17 protein-coding genes are annotated in these 16,247 nt (G+C 72.7%); 14 read left to right on the forward strand and 3 right to left on the reverse strand.

Annotated features, from left to right (window positions below):
* Positions 1–89: 89 nt before the first annotated feature.
* A complete protein-coding gene (locus tag JQN72_RS02865) occupies positions 90–1,097 on the reverse strand; it encodes an ABC transporter substrate-binding protein (RefSeq protein ID WP_204133660.1) in 1,008 nt (335 codons plus the stop codon).
* 193 nt (positions 1,098–1,290) lie between these two features.
* On the opposite strand from JQN72_RS02865, the gene JQN72_RS02870 reads away from it, so the two are divergent.
* The 9 genes from JQN72_RS02870 to JQN72_RS02910 all read left to right on the forward strand — a co-directional run bounded on the left by JQN72_RS02870 (position 1,291) and on the right by JQN72_RS02910 (position 10,127).
* On the forward strand, positions 1,291–2,076 hold the full coding sequence (locus JQN72_RS02870) for an IclR family transcriptional regulator (protein WP_204133661.1): 786 nt from the start codon (positions 1,291–1,293) through the stop codon (positions 2,074–2,076).
* Between the two features lie 91 nt (positions 2,077–2,167).
* The gene (locus JQN72_RS02875; protein ID WP_204133662.1) at positions 2,168–3,376 is read left to right on the forward strand and encodes a 4-hydroxybenzoate 3-monooxygenase; all 1,209 of its coding nucleotides are present in this window, start codon (positions 2,168–2,170) and stop codon (positions 3,374–3,376) included.
* 22 nt (positions 3,377–3,398) lie between these two features.
* A complete protein-coding gene (locus JQN72_RS02880) occupies positions 3,399–4,421 on the forward strand; it encodes an amidohydrolase family protein (RefSeq protein ID WP_204133663.1) in 1,023 nt (340 codons plus the stop codon).
* A gap of 11 nt (positions 4,422–4,432) precedes the next feature.
* Positions 4,433–5,122 carry a 4-carboxy-4-hydroxy-2-oxoadipate aldolase/oxaloacetate decarboxylase gene (ligK, locus tag JQN72_RS02885; RefSeq protein ID WP_204133664.1) on the forward strand — a complete coding sequence of 230 codons (690 nt, stop codon included), beginning with the start codon at positions 4,433–4,435 and terminating at the stop codon, positions 5,120–5,122.
* Positions 5,123–5,124: 2 nt separating this feature from the next.
* The gene (locus JQN72_RS02890) at positions 5,125–6,042 is read left to right on the forward strand and encodes an amidohydrolase family protein (protein WP_204133665.1); all 918 of its coding nucleotides are present in this window, start codon (positions 5,125–5,127) and stop codon (positions 6,040–6,042) included.
* 25 nt (positions 6,043–6,067) lie between these two features.
* Positions 6,068–7,381, forward strand: a complete 1,314-nt coding sequence (gene ligA, locus JQN72_RS02895; protein ID WP_204133666.1) for a protocatechuate 4,5-dioxygenase subunit alpha — start codon at positions 6,068–6,070, stop codon at positions 7,379–7,381.
* A 1-nt stretch (position 7,382) separates the two neighbouring features.
* Positions 7,383–8,360 (forward strand): Gfo/Idh/MocA family oxidoreductase, encoded by a 978-nt coding sequence (locus JQN72_RS02900; RefSeq protein WP_204133667.1) that lies wholly within the window; start codon positions 7,383–7,385, stop codon positions 8,358–8,360.
* Complete coding sequence (locus tag JQN72_RS02905; protein WP_307812382.1) at positions 8,357–9,367, forward strand: aldo/keto reductase; 1,011 nt, start codon at positions 8,357–8,359, stop codon at positions 9,365–9,367. Before JQN72_RS02900 ends, JQN72_RS02905 begins: the two co-directional genes overlap by 4 nt.
* A 1-nt stretch (position 9,368) precedes the next feature.
* Complete coding sequence (locus JQN72_RS02910; RefSeq protein WP_204133668.1) at positions 9,369–10,127, forward strand: GNAT family N-acetyltransferase; 759 nt, start codon at positions 9,369–9,371, stop codon at positions 10,125–10,127.
* A gap of 133 nt (positions 10,128–10,260) precedes the next feature.
* Here the strand turns inward: JQN72_RS02910 and JQN72_RS02915 are convergent, their stop codons facing one another.
* On the reverse strand, positions 10,261–10,674 hold the full coding sequence (locus JQN72_RS02915) for a RidA family protein (RefSeq protein WP_204133669.1): 414 nt from the start codon (positions 10,672–10,674) through the stop codon (positions 10,261–10,263).
* A gap of 22 nt (positions 10,675–10,696) precedes the next feature.
* Positions 10,697–11,131: an IclR family transcriptional regulator gene (locus JQN72_RS02920; RefSeq protein WP_307812383.1), complete on the reverse strand. Its 435-nt coding sequence runs from the start codon at positions 11,129–11,131 to the stop codon at positions 10,697–10,699.
* Between JQN72_RS02920 and JQN72_RS02925 the strand changes: the two genes are divergently transcribed.
* The 5 genes from JQN72_RS02925 to JQN72_RS02945 all read left to right on the forward strand — a co-directional run bounded on the left by JQN72_RS02925 (position 11,118) and on the right by JQN72_RS02945 (position 16,137).
* Positions 11,118–11,522 (forward strand): bifunctional 4-hydroxy-2-oxoglutarate aldolase/2-dehydro-3-deoxy-phosphogluconate aldolase, encoded by a 405-nt coding sequence (locus JQN72_RS02925; protein ID WP_239100034.1) that lies wholly within the window; start codon positions 11,118–11,120, stop codon positions 11,520–11,522. The genes JQN72_RS02920 and JQN72_RS02925 overlap by 14 nt on opposite strands.
* Positions 11,523–11,557: 35 nt before the next feature.
* Entirely contained in the window at positions 11,558–12,964 is a 1,407-nt protein-coding gene (locus tag JQN72_RS02930) for a GntP family permease (protein WP_204133672.1), read from the forward strand.
* Positions 12,965–13,023: 59 nt separating this feature from the next.
* Positions 13,024–13,632 carry a sulfite oxidase-like oxidoreductase gene (locus tag JQN72_RS02935; protein ID WP_204133673.1) on the forward strand — a complete coding sequence of 203 codons (609 nt, stop codon included), beginning with the start codon at positions 13,024–13,026 and terminating at the stop codon, positions 13,630–13,632.
* A gap of 10 nt (positions 13,633–13,642) precedes the next feature.
* Positions 13,643–14,410, forward strand: coding sequence for an FAD-binding oxidoreductase (locus tag JQN72_RS02940; RefSeq protein ID WP_204133674.1), 768 nt, complete (start codon positions 13,643–13,645; stop codon positions 14,408–14,410).
* An 80-nt stretch (positions 14,411–14,490) separates the two neighbouring features.
* Positions 14,491–16,137 (forward strand): DNA/RNA non-specific endonuclease, encoded by a 1,647-nt coding sequence (locus JQN72_RS02945; RefSeq protein WP_204133675.1) that lies wholly within the window; start codon positions 14,491–14,493, stop codon positions 16,135–16,137.
* Positions 16,138–16,247 lie beyond the last annotated feature (110 nt).

Raw genomic sequence — 16,247 nt, forward strand, 5'->3', positions numbered from 1 at the left:
GCGGGGTGGGGGTGGGTACGAAACACGAGAAGCACCCGCGGGGGGGCCCCCCCCCCGGGGGCCCGCCCCCCCGGGGGCGCACGGAGCTGTCACGGCAGGAGGACCGAGAGGTCCGGCGCGGAGCCGAACAGGCCGTCCTCGGTGCCGAGGTCGGCGAGCAGCTGCACCGACTCGGTGTCGACGTCCTTGCCGAACTGCGGCAGGACCACCTTCTGCGAGGCCTCCTCGTCGATCTTGGTGTAGGTGAGGAGGACGGCGCGCGTCTCGTCCTCGTGCTCCTGGGCGTAGCTCAGGGACTCGGTCATCGCGGTCGTGAACTTCTCGACGACGTCGGGGTTCTGCTCGGCGTAGTCGGTCGACGTGAAGTACATCGCGACCTGCAGGCCGGGCTCGACGCCGGCGTAGTTCGACCCGATGTTCGTCATGCCCTGGCCGGTGCCGACGGTGACGAACGGCTCGACGACCTGTCCGGCGTCGACGTCCCCGGACGCGACCGCCGCGGGGATGTCGGGGAAGGCGAGCTCGACGTACTCGATGCCGGAGGGGTCGCCGCCGGCGTCACGCACGAGCTTGTTGATCGTCGTCGTGTTGATGTTGTTCAGGGTGTTGACGGCGACCTTCTTGCCGGCGAGGTCCTTCGGGCCCGTGATGTCGCTGTCGGCGGGCACGAGGATGCCGGCCATGTCCTTCGCGGGGTCGTCGGTGGCCTGGTTGCCGGAGGCGACGACCTTGACGCCGAGCTCCTTGTCGGTGGCGAGCAGGAGGGACGTCGTGTTGCTGAAGCCGAACTGGTACTGGCCGCTGGTCACCCCGGGGATGATCGCGGCGCCGCCCTGTGCGGGTTCGAGCGTGACGTCGAGGCCCTGCTCCTCGAAGAAGCCCTTCTCGACGCCGAGGTAGATCGGCGCGACGTCGAGGATCGGGATGACGCCGACGGAGATGGGCGTCGTGGCGCCGTCGCCGGAGCCGGTGTCGTCGGCGCCGGGTACGCCGTCGTCGCCGGAGCCGCACGCGGCCAGTGTGAGCGCAACGGTGGCGCCGAGGGCCGCGAGGCCGGTCCTGCGGCTGATCCGGCGGGATGTGGTGGTGAGCTCCATGTGCTCCTCCTGAGGTCTGACGCCCTCGTCGTCGAGGGTGCCGGGGGAGAGTCCACAGGATTGTTGACAATATTCTCAACCGGATCGATGACGATCGTTACCGATCCGTGATGCGGTTCGCTGCCCGGACTCGTCGTCCCGCCGAGTCCGGGCAGGAGGCGCCCGGTCGCCGTGCCGGTGCGAGACTGCGGCCATGGAAGGACGTCCCACCGCCGCGGGCAAGGTGCTCGCCGTGCTCGCGACGTTCGACCGCGAGCGGCAGAGCCAGAGCCTGTCGCAGATCGCCCGGGCCACCGGGATGCCGCTGAGCACGGCCCATCGCGTCGTCGCCGAGCTCGCCGGCTGGGGTGCCCTCGAGCGCGGTCCCGACGGGTCGTGGCACGTCGGGCTGCGCCTCTGGGAGGTGGCCTCGGTCTGCCCGCGTGGCCAGATCCTGCGGGACGTCGCGCTCCCGTTCCTCCAGGACCTCTACGAGGCGACGCACGAGAACATCCAGCTCGCCGTCCGCGAGGGCACCGAGCTCGTCTTCGTCGAGCGCATCGCCGGTCACCGGTCGGTGGAGCTCGTGACGATGGTCGGGTCCCGCTTCCCCATCGCCGCGACGGGGATGGGCCGGGTGCTGCTGGCCCACGCGCCGTCGGACATCCAGGAGGCGGTGCTCGAGCAGCCGCTGCGGGCGTGGACCCAGCACACGATCACCGACTCGGCCGTGCTGCGTGCCCAGCTCAACGGCATCCGGCGCGAGCAGGTCGTGGTCAGCGACCGCCAGCTGTCCGAGAGCACCCTCGCCGTCGCGGCGCCGGTCCGCATCGGCCCGGCCGGCCCGGTCCACGCGGCGCTCGGCGTGGTCGTCGCGGCGGACCCGGGCGCGGAGCGGGTCCGTGCGCTGCGGGTGGCCGTCCTCCGTGCCGCCCAGGGCATCTCCGGAGAGCTCGGGCGCCGGGCTGGTGCCGGGGCCGGTCGGGTGGAGGCGGTCTGACGTGGATGTTTCCGTCAGGCGGAATCCATGCTGACGCAGCCTCCGGCCGGTGTGAGGGTCGGGAGGAGCACCCCGACCTCGAAGGAGCACCATGGCGGACCTCGGTACCGACCACGTGAGTGACGTCCCGGTCGTGGTCGTGGGAGGCGGGCCGGCCGGACTCATGCTCACCCACCTGCTCGCCCGGGCCGGCGTCGAGAGCATCGCCGTGGACACCCGCACGCGGCACGAGATCGAGACGACCCACCGGGCCGGCATCCTCGAGGCCGGCGCCGCCCGCGACCTGGTCGAGACCGGGGTCTCGGACCGCATCCTGCGGGACGGGCACGAGCACGAGGGCACCGAGCTGCGCTTCGACGGCCGGGCCCACCGCATCCACTTCAAGGAGCTCGTCGGCGAGTCGGTGTGGCTCTACCCGCAGACCGACGTCTTCATCGACCTCGCCGACGCCCGCGCGCGGGACGGCGGCACCGTCCACTTCGGCATCTCCGACACCGAGGTCCTCGACATCGAGACCGACCACCCGCGGGTGCGGTTCACCGCGGAGGACGGCGCGCGGCACGAGATCCGCGCCCGCTACGTCGTGGGCGCCGACGGCTCGCGCAGCATGTGCCGGGACCTCGTCCCCGAGGGCCGCCGCCACCGGTTCGCCAAGGAGTACCCCTTCGCCTGGTTCGGCATCCTCGCCGAGGCGCCGATGAGCGCCCCCGAGCTCGTCTACGCCCAGTCCGAGCACGGCTTCGCGCTGATCAGCCAGCGCACCGAGACGGTCCAGCGGATGTACTTCCAGTGCGACCCCGACGAGGACGTCGACTCCTGGCCCGACGAGCGGATCTGGGAGACCCTGCAGGCCCGGGTCGCGGGCGAGGACGGGTTCCGCCTGAAGGAGGGGCCGGTCTTCGAGAAGACCGTGCTGCGCTTCCGCTCCTTCGTCCAGCAGCCCATGCGCTGGGGCTCGATGTGCCTCGCCGGCGACGCCGCGCACACCGTGCCGCCCACGGGGGCCCGGGGCCTCAACCTCGCCCTGCACGACGTCAAGGTGCTCGCCGACGTGCTCACCCGGGCCCTCGGCACCGGTGACGACGCCGTGCTCGAGGAGTACCAGCCGCGGGCCCTCCAACGCGTGTGGCGGGCGCAGAACTTCAGCTACTGGATGACCCAGCTGCTGCACACCGCTCCGGGGACCGGCGACTTCGACCACCGGCGCCAGGTGGGCGAGCTCGACAACGTCGTCGGCACGCGGGCGGGGCGGACGTACCTCGCGGAGCAGTACACCGGATGGCCCACCCGCGAGTCCTGAGACCCCGAACGGAGACGCACGCGTGATCATCGACTGTCACGGTCACTTCACCACCGCACCGCAGCCGCTCGCCGACTGGCGCGAGCGGCAGGTCGCCGCCGTCGGCGACCCGGCGAACGCCCCCGACGAAGGCGACCTCGTCATCACCGACGACGAGCTCCGCGAGGCCATCGAGCAGAACCAGCTGCGGATGATGGACAAGCGCGGCAGCGACCTCACGGTCTTCTCCCCGCGGGCGAGCTTCATGGCCCACCACATCGGCGACTTCGAGGTCTCCTCGACGTGGTCGAGGATCTGCAACGACCTCGTCCACCGGGTGAGCACGCTGTTCCCCGAGCGCTTCGCGATGGGCGCGATGCTCCCGCAGTCGCCGGGCGTCGACCCCGCGACGGTCGTGCCCGAGCTGCGCCGCGCCGTCGAGGAGCTCGGCGCCGTGGTCGTCAACCTCAACCCGGACCCGTCCGGCGGACACTGGACGGCGCCGCCGCTCACCGACCGCTCCTGGTACCCCGTGTACGAGGCGATGTGCGAGCTCGACGTCCCGGCGATGGTCCACGTGAGCACCTCGTGCAACGACGCTTTCCACACGACCGGTGCGCACTACCTCAACGCCGACACGACGGCGTTCATGCAGCTCGTCCAGGGTGACCTCTTCGCCGACTTCCCGACGCTCCGCCTCGTCATCCCGCACGGCGGCGGCGCGGTGCCCTACCACTGGGGCCGCTTCCGGGGCCTCGCGATGGCGCTGGGGCGCCCCGACCCGGTCGAGCTGCTCGAGAACGTCTCGTTCGACACCTGCGTGTACCACCAGCCCGGTCTCGACCTCCTCACGGAGGTCGTCCCGAGCAGCGCCGTCCTGTTCGCGAGCGAGATGATCGGCGCGGTCCGCGACATCGACCCCGACACCGGCCACCACTTCGACGACACCAAGCGGTACGTCGACGCCACCCCCAACCTCACCGACACCGAGCGCGAGGCCGTCTACTCCGGCAACGCACTGCGCGTCTACCCCCGCCTCGCCGCGCGCCTCGCGGCCGGTCAGTGACAGGAGCCTCCATGCAGCACACCGAGCTCGGTGTCGTCCACACCTCGATCGAGCGGGCCGACCCGGCCGCGGTCGAGGCGCTCTCCGCCTTCGGCGTGGCGACCGTCCACGAGGCGATGGGGCGGGTGGGTCTGCTGCGTCCCTACGTACGGCCGGTGTACCCCGGTGCCCGCCTGTGCGGCACCGCGGTCACCGTCCTGCTCCAGCCCGGCGACAACTGGATGATGCACGTCGCCGCCGAGCAGGTCCGCGAGGGTGACGTCGTCGTCGCGGCCTGCACGACCGAGTCGGAGGACGGCTTCTTCGGTGAGCTGCTCGCCACCTCGTTCCGTGCACGCGGCGCCCGCGGCCTCGTCATCGACGGCGGCGTGCGTGACGTCGCCGACCTCGAGCGGATGGACTTCCCCGTCTTCTCCCGCGCCGTGAACGCCAAGGGCACGGTCAAGGCGACGCTCGGCTCGGTCAACGTTCCCGTCGTGTGCGCGAACGCTCTCGTCCGGCCGGGTGACGTCGTGGTCGCGGACGTCGACGGCGTCGTCGTCGTCCCCCGTGAGCGGGCCGCCGACGTCGCCGAGGCCTCGGCGACGCGCGAGGCGAACGAGGAGGAGAAGCGGCAGCGCTTCCGGGCCGGCGAGCTCGGCCTGGACATCTACGGGATGCGCGAGCCGCTCGGCGAGCTCGGCCTCCGGTACGAGGACTGAGCATGCCGACGTTCGAGAAGACCCCCGGCTGGCTCGACTGGTACGCCGGCCCGAGCACGCCGCGCTTCCGGCTGCCCGAGGGGGCCGTCGACGCGCACTGCCACGTCTTCGGTCCCGGGGACGAGTTCCCCTTCGCGCCGGAGCGCAAGTACACGCCGTGCGACGCCTCGAAGGACCAGCTCTTCGCGCTGCGCGATCACCTCGGCTTCGCCCGCAACGTCGTCGTCCAGGCCACCTGCCACGGCGCCGACAACAGCGCGATGGTCGATGCCCTGCGCGCCTCCGGCGGCCGGGCCAGGGGAGTCGCCACCGTCCGGCCGGCGGTCACCGACGCCGAGCTCGCCGAGCTGCACGAGGCCGGCGTCCGCGGCGTCCGGTTCAACTTCGTGAAGCGGCTCGTCGACGCCGTCCCCACCGACGCCCTCCAGCAGGTCGTCGAGCGCATCGCGCCGCTCGGCTGGCACGTCGTCATCTACTTCGAGGCACCCGACCTCGCGGCGCTGCGCGACTTCTTCCTCTCCGTCCCGGTGCCGCTCGTCGTCGACCACATGGGCCGGCCCGACGTCACGAAGGACCCGCACGGGCCCGAGTTCGAGGCCTTCCTCGACCTCCTGCGCGCCAAGCCGGACACCTGGTGCAAGGTCACCTGCCCCGAGCGGCTCACCGTCACCGGGCCGCCGGCGCTGGACGGCGAGCAGGAGGCCTACCGCGACGTCGTCCCGTTCGCCCGCCGCGTCGTCGAGGAGTTTCCCGACCGGGTCCTCTGGGGTACGGACTGGCCGCACCCGAACCTCGAGAGCCACATGCCCGACGACGGCCTGCTCGTGGACGTCGTCCCGCACATCGCCCCCACCGAGAAGCTCCAGCGGAAGCTCCTCGTCGACAACCCGATGCGTCTGTACTGGCCGGACGCCTCCTGACCGCCATCCACGATTGGAGCCGCACATGTCACTCGACAAGACCTACAAGAAGGTCCCGGGCACGACGATCTTCGACGCCGAGCAGTCGGCCAAGGGCTACCACCTCAACCAGTTCTGCATGTCCCTGATGAAGGCCGCGAACCGGGAGCGCTACCTCGCCGACGAGCGGGCCTACCTCGACGAGTGGCCCCTCACCGAGAAGCAGAAGCAGGCCCTCCTCGACCGCGACCTCAACGCGGCCATCGCCGAGGGCGGCAACATCTACTTCCTCTCGAAGTGGGGTGCGACGCTCGGGCTGTCCTTCCAGCAGATGGCCGGCTCGATGACCGGCATGTCCGAGCAGGACTACCGCGACATGATGCTGCACGGCGGGCGCTCCATCGAGGGCAACCGGATCGCCGACCAGGTCCGCGAGGGGCACTACAAGGCCGAGGACACGACCGGTCCGGACGAGCGTCCGACGATCACCGGCTCGGTCTTCACCTCGCACGTCCCGGCCATCGGCGCCGCGTGGGACCAGCACAAGACCGAGGAGCCGTACTGGAAGGCCGTCTTCGACGGCTACGAGTACTCCAAGGAGTACGAGAAGGAGAACACCCCCGACGTCGTCTTCCTCGTCTACAACGACCACGCGACGGCGTTCGACCTCTCGCTCATCCCCACCTTCGTCCTCGGCACCGGCGCCTCCTACCCGGCGGCCGACGAGGGGTACGGGCCGCGTCCGGTGCCGGGCATCGACGGCGACCCGGACTTCGCGGCGCACATCGCGCACAGCCTGATCCGCGAGGACTTCGACCTCACCCTCGTCAACGAGATGACCGTCGACCACGGCCTGACCGTGCCGCTGTCGCTGATGTTCGGCGACGTCGAGAGGTGGCCGTGCAAGGTCATCCCGTTCCACGTCAACGTCGTCCAGTACCCGATCCCGTCGGGGGAGCGCTGCTTCGCGCTCGGCCAGGCGCTGCGCCGCGCCATCGAGTCCTACGACAAGCCGCTCAACGTCCAGATCTGGGGGACCGGCGGGATGAGCCACCAGCTCCAGGGTCCGCGCGCCGGCCTGATCAACGCCGAGTGGGACAACCGCTGGATGGACGCCCTCGTCGAGGACCCCGCGTCGCTCGCGCAGGTGCCGCACCTGGAGTACGTCGAGGAGGCCGGCTCGGAGGGCATCGAGCTCGTCATGTGGTTCATCGCCCGGGGTGCGATGAGCGACATCACCGGAGATGGTGAGGTCGAGGTCAAGCACCGCTTCTACCACGTGCCCGCCTCGAACACGGCCGTCGGCCACCTGATCCTCGAGAACCACCCGCGGGCCACGGTGTCCGCGGAGAAGGAGTGAGATGACCTCGGACCACCCTGTCCGGATCGCCCTCGTCGGTGGCGGCGCGTTCGGCGCCAAGCACGCGGCGGCCTTGCAGCGCATCGACGGCGTCGACATCACCGCCGTCGCGAGCGACAGCCTCGAGAACGCCCGGCGGTTCGCCGAGAAGCAGGACCTCGGCGACCTCGCCGTCGGCGGGCTCGACGACGTGCTCGGTCGCGACGACGTCGACGGTGTCGTCCTCGCCACCCCCACGCCGGTGCACGCCGAGCAGGCCATCGCGTGCCTCGACGCCGGCAAGCACGTCGCCGTCGAGATCCCGATGGCCGACTCGCTCGCCGACGCCGAGGCGGTGGTCGCCGCGCAGGAGCGCAGCGGCCTCGTCGCCATGGTCGGCCACACCCGGAGGTACAACCCGAGCCACCAGTGGGTGCGCCGGCGGATCGCGGCCGGCGAGCTGTCCATCCAGCAGATGGACGTGCAGACGTTCTTCTTCCGGCGCGAGAACAAGAACGCGCTCGGGGAGCCGCGCTCGTGGACCGACCACCTGCTGTGGCACCACGCGGCGCACACCGTCGACCTCTTCGCCTACCAGACGGACTCGCCGGTCGTGCAGGCCAACGCGATCCAGGGGCCGACCCACCCCGAGCTCGGCATCGCGATGGACATGTCGGTGCAGCTGCGCGCCGAGAACGGCGCCATCTGCACGCTCTCGCTGTCGTTCAACAACGACGGGCCGTTCGGCACGTTCTTCCGGTACATCGGCGACACCGGCACCTGCGTCGCCCGGTACGACGACCTCGTCACCGGCGAGGACGAGGAGATCGACGTCAGCGACGTCGACGTCTCGATGGACGGCATCGAGCTCCAGGACCGGGACTTCGTCGCGTGCATCCGCAGTGGCGAGCAGCCCCGGGCGTCGGTGGCCAAGGTCATGCCGTGCTACCGGACCCTCGCCGCGCTCGAACAGCAGCTCGACGCGCAGAGCCCGTCGTGACGGCACTCGCACCGACCCGCACGATCGGCCCGTTCGAGGTCCCCGCTCTCGGGCTGGGGTGCATGAACCTCAGCCACGCCTATGGCGAGGCCCCGTCGCCGGACGACGCCGAGCGGCTGCTGCTCGCCGCCCTCGACGCCGGCGTCACGCTCTTCGACACCGCGGCGCTCTACGGCTTCGGCGCGAACGAGGAGCTCGTCGGCCGGGTGCTCGGGCCGCACCGGGACGAGATCGTCCTCGCCTCGAAGTGCGGGATGACCGGCGTCGACGGCACGCGCGTCATCGACGGGCGGCCCGAGACCATCCGCGCCACCTGCGACGCTGCCCTCGACCGGCTCGGCACCGACGTCATCGACCTCTACTACCTGCACCGGGTCGACCGCGCGGTGCCGGTCGAGGAGAGCGTCGGCGCGCTCGCCGGGCTGATCGAGGCGGGGAAGGTCCGGGCGATCGGCCTGTCCGAGGCGTCGGCCGCCACCCTGCGCCGGGCGCACGCGGTGCATCCCGTCGCCGCGCTGCAGAACGAGTACAGCCTGTGGTCGCGCAACCCCGAGCTCGGCACGCTCGAGGCCACCCGCGAGCTGGGCGTCGCGCTCGTCGCGTTCAGCCCCTTGGCCCGCGGGGTCCTCACCTCGGCGCCGCCCGACCTCGACGCCCTGCCCGAGAAGGACATCCGCCGGAAGATGCCACGGTTCGGTGCCGAGCACTACCCGGCCAACCTCGCGCTGCGCGAGCAGCTCGACGGCATCGCACGCTCCTCCGGGTGCACCGTGGCGCAGCTGGCGCTCGCGTGGGTGCTCTCGCGTGGCGAGCACGTCCTCGCCATCCCGGGAACGCGGTCGGTCCGGCACCTCACCGAGAACCTCGGGGCACTCGGCGTGCACGTCCCGGGCGACGCGCTCGCGGCCGCCGGGCGCGTGCTCAACGCGGGCACGGTGAGCGGGCCGCGCTACAACGAGTCGACCCTGGCCGAGATCGACACCGAGACCTACGCCGGGGTCGGTTGAGGTGGCCGCCCCGGACGGCGCATCCGCCCCGACGGTGCTGGTCGAGCCGGGCCGCACGGCGCCGCTGCGACAGCGCGTGCTGCGGCCGCACCAGTCGGTCGAGCAGGTGACGGCGTCGATGGACGTCGAGGGGGCCTTCGCGGTGGCCGTGCTCGACGGCGACGACGTCGTCGCGTGCGTCGTCGCCGGGCCCGAGCCGTGCCCGGAGCCGGTCGGCGGCTCGGCCGCGTGGCGGCTGCGCGGGATGGCGACCGCTCCCGAGCGCCGGGGTGCCGGGCTGGGCGCGGCGGTGCTCGTGCGCGTGCTCGACGAGATCGTCCGCAGGGGCGGCGACCTCGTCTGGTGCAACGCCCGCACCCCCGCGCGCGGGTTGTACGAGCGCGCGGGGTTCGGGGTCGTCGGTGAGCCGTGGGACGACCCGCAGATCGGTCCGCACGTGCGGATGTGTCGCGCGGTGTCCCCGGCTGCCTCGTCGACGCGGCGCGGCGCGATGCCCACCGACCGTCCGGCCCGGTACGCGAAGCAGCTGGCCGGCCACTGGTCGCGCCAGGGCACGGTCGAGGAGTCCGGCGGCGCGACGGTCATCCGGCTCGACTCCGGCGAGGTCGTCCTGCGCCCCGGTGACGGCGTGCTGGACCTCGAGGCGAGCGTGCCCGGCGGTGGGGACCTCGACCGGTGGACCCGGGTCGTCGCCGAGCACCTCGAGCGGTTCGGCCAGCGCGACGAGCTCCACGTCACCTGGGACGACCCGGCCTCCTGACCGGGGAGGGGCGTCCCGGGCCCGGCTGCGGCAGCGCCCCGAGAAACCGGTGCCATGGCGCGGGATTCTCCCGGCGCGACGACGCGACGTGTCCCGCGCCGGCCGAAGCCCTGGCCTCCGTGGCTCCTGGCGGTCAGCGGGCGACGGCGAGGGCGTCGATCTCGACGAGCATCTCCTCGCGCGGCAGGCCGGTCATCACCGTGGTGCGGCTGGGCAGGACACCCTCGCCGACCCGCTCGAGGAGGAAGTCGCCGTAGGCCTCGTTCATCGCCGCGAAGTCCTCCCGCGAGGTGAGGTAGACGCGCAGCATGAGCACGTCCTCGAAGCCCGCGCCCCCGGCGGCGAGCACGGCCTCGACGTTCTCGAGCGTCCGCCGGGTCTGGGCGCGGACGTCGCCCGGGTACAGGTACTCGCCGGACGCGGGGTCGACCGGCCCCTGGCCGGAGACCTGCAGCAGGCCTCCCTTGACGACCCCCTGGTGGAAGGTGTGTGCGGGCGCCGGGGCGTCCTCGGTGTGCAGGGGCAGGTCGCGGCTGCGGTCGGTCATCGGGTCCTCCTCGGGACGGGGGTCAGGGCTGGTCGTGCGCCGCCCAGTCGGCGGCGATGGCCGCGGTGGCCTCGAGGACCTGTGGCAGCAGGGCCACGACGTCGTCGTGGGGCAGGATCACGTCGGGGACCGACACCGACACCGCCGCGAGGACCCGGCCGTCGGTGTCGTGTACGGGCGCGGCGACGCAGTTGACGAAGCTCTCGTGCTCGGCGGCGTCCTCGGCCCAGCCGCGCTCACGGACGGCGTCGAGCTCGGCGCGGTAGGCGGCGGGGTCGGTGATGGTGCGGTCGGTGTGCGCGTGGAAGTCGATGCCGTCGACGAGTGCGTCACGGTGGCGCGTGGGCAGCTCGGCGAGCAGCACCTTGCCGACGGCCGTGGCGTGCAGCGGCGCCGGCAGGCCGACCCGTGAGTACATCCGCACCGGGGTCGTCGACTCGATCTTGGCGACGTACACCGCGGTGCCGTTCTCGAGTGTCGCGAGGTGCACCGTCTGGCCGCCGGTCCCGGCACTGAGCCGCGCGCACGACGTCGGTGCCGCCGTCGTCCTCGGGGCGCTCACCCCGACCGAGGTCGCCGCCGCCGTCGCCCTGGGCGCCGACGCCGTGAAGATCTTCCCGGCGCGGGCGCTGGGCCCTCGCCACCTCTCCGACCTCCGGGGCCCGTTCCCGGAGGTCCCCCTCATCCCGTCCGGCGGAGTCGACGACGACAACGCCGCGGAGTACCTGCGGGTCGGCGCCCTCGCCGTCACCGCAGGGACCTCGGTGGTGCCACCGGCCGCCGTCGAGCAGGGCCGCTGGGAGGAGATCACCTCCCGGGCGGCCGCGTTCCGCGCCGCCACGCGCTGAGCGACCCGTCACACCCCACCCTCGGAGGTACACCCATGAACGCGCTCGACTGGCTGCAGACCAGCACGCCGGGTCTGCTGCTGCTCTGCGCCGCGGCGATCGCCGTGCTGCTGGTCCTCATCATCACGGTGAAGCTCGAACCCTTCATCGCCCTCCTCATCGCGGGCCTCGGCCTCGCCCTGGCGGCCGGCCTGTCGGTGGAGGAGATGGTCGGCACGGCCCTGAGCGCGGGCGACTCGGTCCTCGAGAAGGGCTTCGGTGGCGTCCTCGGGCACATCGCGGTCATCATCGGGCTCGGCACCGTGCTCGGCTCGCTCCTCGAGCGCTCGGGCGGTGCCGACGTCCTGCTCGGCAAGCTCGTCGACGTCTTCGGCGAGAAGCGCACCCCGATCGCCATCGGCGTGGTCGGCGTGATCTTCGGCATCCCGGTGTTCTTCGACATCGGCATCTTCGTGCTCGCCCCGCTCGTGTACGTCGCCGCGCACCGGGGCGGGAAGTCGCTCGTCCTCTACGCGCTGCCGCTGCTCGCCGGCCTGTCGATGACCCACGCGTTCCTGCCGCCGCACCCCGGTCCGACGGCGCTCGGCGGCCTGCTGGGCGTCGACCTCGGGTGGCTCATCATCATGGGCTTCGTCTGCGGCATCCCGGCCTTCGTCGCGGCCGGTCTCGTCTTCCCGTACCTCGTCGCGCCCCGGGTGCCGGTCTCGGTGCCCGCCGACATGCTCGTCGGTGAGAGCGGCCGGGAGAACGCGGAGGAGGAGGGCGAGGCCCTCGCGCCGGTGAGCCTCGGGACGGTGCTGCTCGTCATCCTCGTACCGCTCCTGCTCATCCTCGGCGCCACGTTCGGCACGATGCTGCTCGAGGAGAGCCGCCTGCTCAGCGTGCTCACCTTCGTCGGGAACCCGGCGGTCGCCCTCACGCTCGCCGTCCTCCTCGCGTACTGGCTGCTCGGCCTGCGCCGCGGCATGAGCCGGGAGGAGATCGCCGGCTTCACCGGTGCCTCGCTGCGCCCGGTCGGCATGATCCTGCTCGTCGTCGGTGCCGGTGCGTTCTTCGGCAAGGTCATCGCCACGACGGGGGTCGGCGAGGCGCTGGCGACGGTGCTCTCCGACGCCGGGCTGCCCGTGCTGCTGCTCGCCTACGTCATCTCGTGCGGGCTGCGGATCGCCCAGGGCTCGGCGACGGTCGCGATCGTCACGACCGGCGGCATCGTCGGGCCGACCCTGGCCGGGGACTACTCGCAGCCGCAGCTGGCCGTCATCGCGGTGGCCATCGCGGCCGGGTCGATCATCCTCAGCCACGTCAACGACGGCGGGTTCTGGATCATCTCGCGCTACTTCAACATGACGGTCAAGGAGACGCTGATGACCTGGACCGTCCTGGAGACGGTGCTGTCCGTCGTCGGCTTCGCCGCGGCCGCCGTCGCCTGGCTCGTCGTCTAGACCCCGGTGGGCCGCGGACGTCAACGCACCCGCGGCCCACCGGCAGCCACAATGGCCGGGTGAACGTCGTCACCCGCGGCTTCCACGGCCGCCGCCGTCCCCCGGACCCCCGCATCCCGCCCGGCCAGTACCTCGAGGACGGCTTCCCCGTGCTGTCCATCGGGGCCACCCCGAACGTGCGCACCGAGACGTGGACGCTCGACGTCGTCGGCGTCGACGGCTCGCGGGGCCGGCTCACCTGGGCCGACCTCACCGCCCTGCGCACCGAGAAGGTCACCGTCGACCTCCACTGCGTCACCCAGTGGAGCAAGCTGGGCACCACCTGGCGCGGCGTGCCGGTCCCGGAGGTGCTCGCCGCCGCCGGGGTCGACCCGTCCGACGCCGGGTACGCGCTCGTCCTCGGCCACGGCGGGTACTCCACGAACCTGCCGGTCGCCGACCTCCTGGGCGGCGACGCCTGGGTGGCCACCCACTACGAGGGCAGGCCGCTCGCACCGGAGCACGGCGGTCCGGCGCGGCTCCTCGTCCCGCACCTCTACCTGTGGAAGTCGGCCAAGTGGGTCAGCGGCATCGAGCTGCTGCGCGAGGACCGGCCGGGGTTCTGGGAGCAGCTCGGCTACCACGAGTACGGCGACCCGTGGCGCGAGCAGCGCTACGTCGGCGACTGACGGCCGACGGATGACCGCCCCACCCGTGGTGGACGTGCAGCGTCCGGCCCCGCTGCCGTGGCTGCGCGCCCGGCTCGACGACGCCTGGCTCGAGACGCGCTCCGCCCGCACCCTCGTCTTCGACGTCCCCGGCTGGCCCGGCGGCGACGCCGGGCAGCACGTCGACGTCCGGCTCACCGCCGAGGACGGCTACACCGCGCAGCGCACGTACTCGACGGCCGCGGCGCCCGAGCCGGACCGCCTCGTCGTCACGGTCCAGAAGGTCGGCGCCGGCGAGGTGTCGCCGCATCTCGTCGACGTCATGCAGCCCGGTGACGAGTGTGAGGTCCGTGGGCCGGTGGGCGGATGGTTCCGCTGGTCGCCCGGGCTCGACGGGCCGGTGCTGCTCGTGGCGGGTGGCTCCGGAGTCGTCCCGCTCATGGCGATGGTGCGGGCCAAGGTGCGCGCCGGGGTGGCGACGCCGTTCCACCTCGTCTACTCGGCGCGCACGCCCGACCACGTGCTGTTCACGAACGACCTCTTCGCGCTGTCGCACACGACACCGGGGCTGCGGGTCGACCGCCTCTACACGCGTGGCGGCCTGCCGGGGGACGTCCGGCCCATGGGCCGGCTGCGCGTCGAGGACCTGCCCGCGCCGACGGCCACCGCGGTGCCGCCACGGGTGTACGTGTGCGGGCCGACCGGCTTCGTCGAGTCCGCCGCGCGCCTGCTCATGGAGCGCGGGCACGAGACGGAGGCGATCCGCACCGAGCGCTTCGGCCCGACCGGCGGTTCCTGAGCGCCGACCCGCCCGGCGGCGGTGGCATTGTGGGTCGCGGGCCACCGGTGCGGTGGCCCGTTCGACGACAGGAGACGCAGGTGCAGGTCGCGGTGCTGGGGACGGGGCTGATGGGGAGCGGGATGGCCCGCTCGCTGCTGCGCGAGGGCCACGAGGTCCGGGTGTGGAACCGCACCCAGGACAAGGCGGCCCCCCTCGCGGACGACGGTGCGACCGTCGCGGGATCGGTGGCGGAGGCCGTGCACGGCGCCGACGTCGCCGTGACGATGCTGTTCGACGCCGACGCCACGACGGAGGTCGGCCGCGAGCTGCTGGACGCCCTCGGTCCGGACGCCGTCTGGCTGCAGTGCGGCACGGTCGGGGTGGACGGCGCTCGCCGGGTGGCCGAGATGGGTGGTGGCCGGGTGCTCGACGCGCCGGTCCTCGGCACCCGCAAGCCCGCGGAGGACGGCACGCTCGTCGTCCTCCTCTCGGGTCCGCCCTCGCTGCGGGAGCGGGTGGCCCCCGTGCTCGAGGCGGTGGGCTCCCGGACGGTGGTCGCCGGGGACGGCGTCGGCCGGGCCAGTGCGCTCAAGCTCGCGTGCAACTCGTGGGTGGGGCTGCTCACCGCGGGGGTCGCCCAGGCCCTGTCGCTCGCCGAGACCCTCGACGTCGACCCCCGGCTGTTCCTCGAGGCCATCGAGGGCGGGCCCGTGGACGCGCCCTACGCGAAGGTCAAGGGCGGGGCGATGCTGGCGCGGGACTGGACGCCGTCGTTCGAGGTCGACGGCGTGGTCAAGGACCTCGGGCTGATGACCGACGCCGTCCGGGGCACCGGCTTCCCCACCGACCTGCTCGAGGCCCTGCACGGGCTGTTCTCCCGCGCCTCGGGTGCGGGGCACGGCGCCGACGACATGGCCGCCGTCCGCACCGTGTTCTCCGCAACCCTGACCGGCCATGACCCGGAGTTCCTCGGGATGCGCGTCGACCCGCCCGTCCGCGACCCCGAGATCGCGGACGAGGTCGTCCTGCACGAGGGGCGGGACGTCCTCGACTACCCCCACTTCACCGTCTCGCTGAGCGGGCCGCGGCGCCTCGCGCGCTGGGTGGCCTGGGACCTCGACGTCCCCGGGCTGCGCGAGGACCTCGACCGCGACGGGCTGGACTTCCACCTCGACCCGCGGGTCCCCGCCGAGGTCCAGACGCCGCTGTCCTTCTACACCCGCAACCGGCTCGACCGCGGCCACCTGGCCCGGCGCCGGGACGTCACGTGGGGCCCGACGGACGAGGCGCAGGCGGCGAACGCCGGGTCCTTCACCCTGACGAACATCGCCCCGCAGATGGACGACTTCAACCAGGGTCACCTCGGCGGGGTGTGGGGCCTGCTCGAGGACTCGCTCATCGAGCACCTGCGCGAGAGCGGCTGGCCACGGGCCACCGTCTACGCCGGGCCGGTGCTCGAGCCCGACGACCCGCCCTACCGTGACGGCATCCAGGTGCCACAGGCGTTCTGGAAGGTCGTCACGTACGTCGACGCGGGGAGGGTCCGGGCCCGGGCCTTCCTCGCGACGCAGGACCTGGACGGGCTCGAGCCGCTCGTCCCACCGGACACCTGGGCGACGCTCCACGTCCCGTTGGCGACGGTCGAGTCGGCGGCCAGGCTCACCTTCGACCCGCTGCTGCGGGACGCCTCGTTCGCCCCGGCCGCGCCGGAGGTCGTGACGGACGCCTTCGCCGTACCCTGGTGACCGGCGGGCAGGCCCGCTGCCGCCCCGGGCGGGCGTCAGTGCACGTCGCCCCCGCGGTCGACGACGACCGACCATCACGGACCGGCGCCACACAGGGCGGCATCCTGGGG

Source organism: Phycicoccus sp. CSK15P-2 (genome assembly GCF_016888005.1).
Taxonomy (GTDB): Bacteria; Actinomycetota; Actinomycetes; order Actinomycetales; family Dermatophilaceae; genus Phycicoccus.

Excerpts from the sequence above, each read along its gene's own strand:
- JQN72_RS02930 (WP_204133672.1), top strand. The coding sequence starts at position 11,558 with ATGAACGCGCTCGACTGGCTGCAGACCAGCACGCCGGGTCTGCTGCTG.
- JQN72_RS02865 (WP_204133660.1), bottom strand. The coding sequence starts at position 1,097 with ATGGAGCTCACCACCACATCCCGCCGGATCAGCCGCAGGACCGGCCTC.
- JQN72_RS02940 (WP_204133674.1), top strand. The coding sequence starts at position 13,643 with ATGACCGCCCCACCCGTGGTGGACGTGCAGCGTCCGGCCCCGCTGCCG.
- JQN72_RS02870 (WP_204133661.1), top strand. The coding sequence starts at position 1,291 with ATGGAAGGACGTCCCACCGCCGCGGGCAAGGTGCTCGCCGTGCTCGCG.
- ligK (WP_204133664.1), top strand. The coding sequence starts at position 4,433 with ATGCAGCACACCGAGCTCGGTGTCGTCCACACCTCGATCGAGCGGGCC.
- JQN72_RS02900 (WP_204133667.1), top strand. The coding sequence starts at position 7,383 with ATGACCTCGGACCACCCTGTCCGGATCGCCCTCGTCGGTGGCGGCGCG.
- ligA (WP_204133666.1), top strand. The coding sequence starts at position 6,068 with ATGTCACTCGACAAGACCTACAAGAAGGTCCCGGGCACGACGATCTTC.
- JQN72_RS02875 (WP_204133662.1), top strand. The coding sequence starts at position 2,168 with ATGGCGGACCTCGGTACCGACCACGTGAGTGACGTCCCGGTCGTGGTC.
- JQN72_RS02915 (WP_204133669.1), bottom strand. The coding sequence starts at position 10,674 with ATGACCGACCGCAGCCGCGACCTGCCCCTGCACACCGAGGACGCCCCG.
- JQN72_RS02890 (WP_204133665.1), top strand. The coding sequence starts at position 5,125 with ATGCCGACGTTCGAGAAGACCCCCGGCTGGCTCGACTGGTACGCCGGC.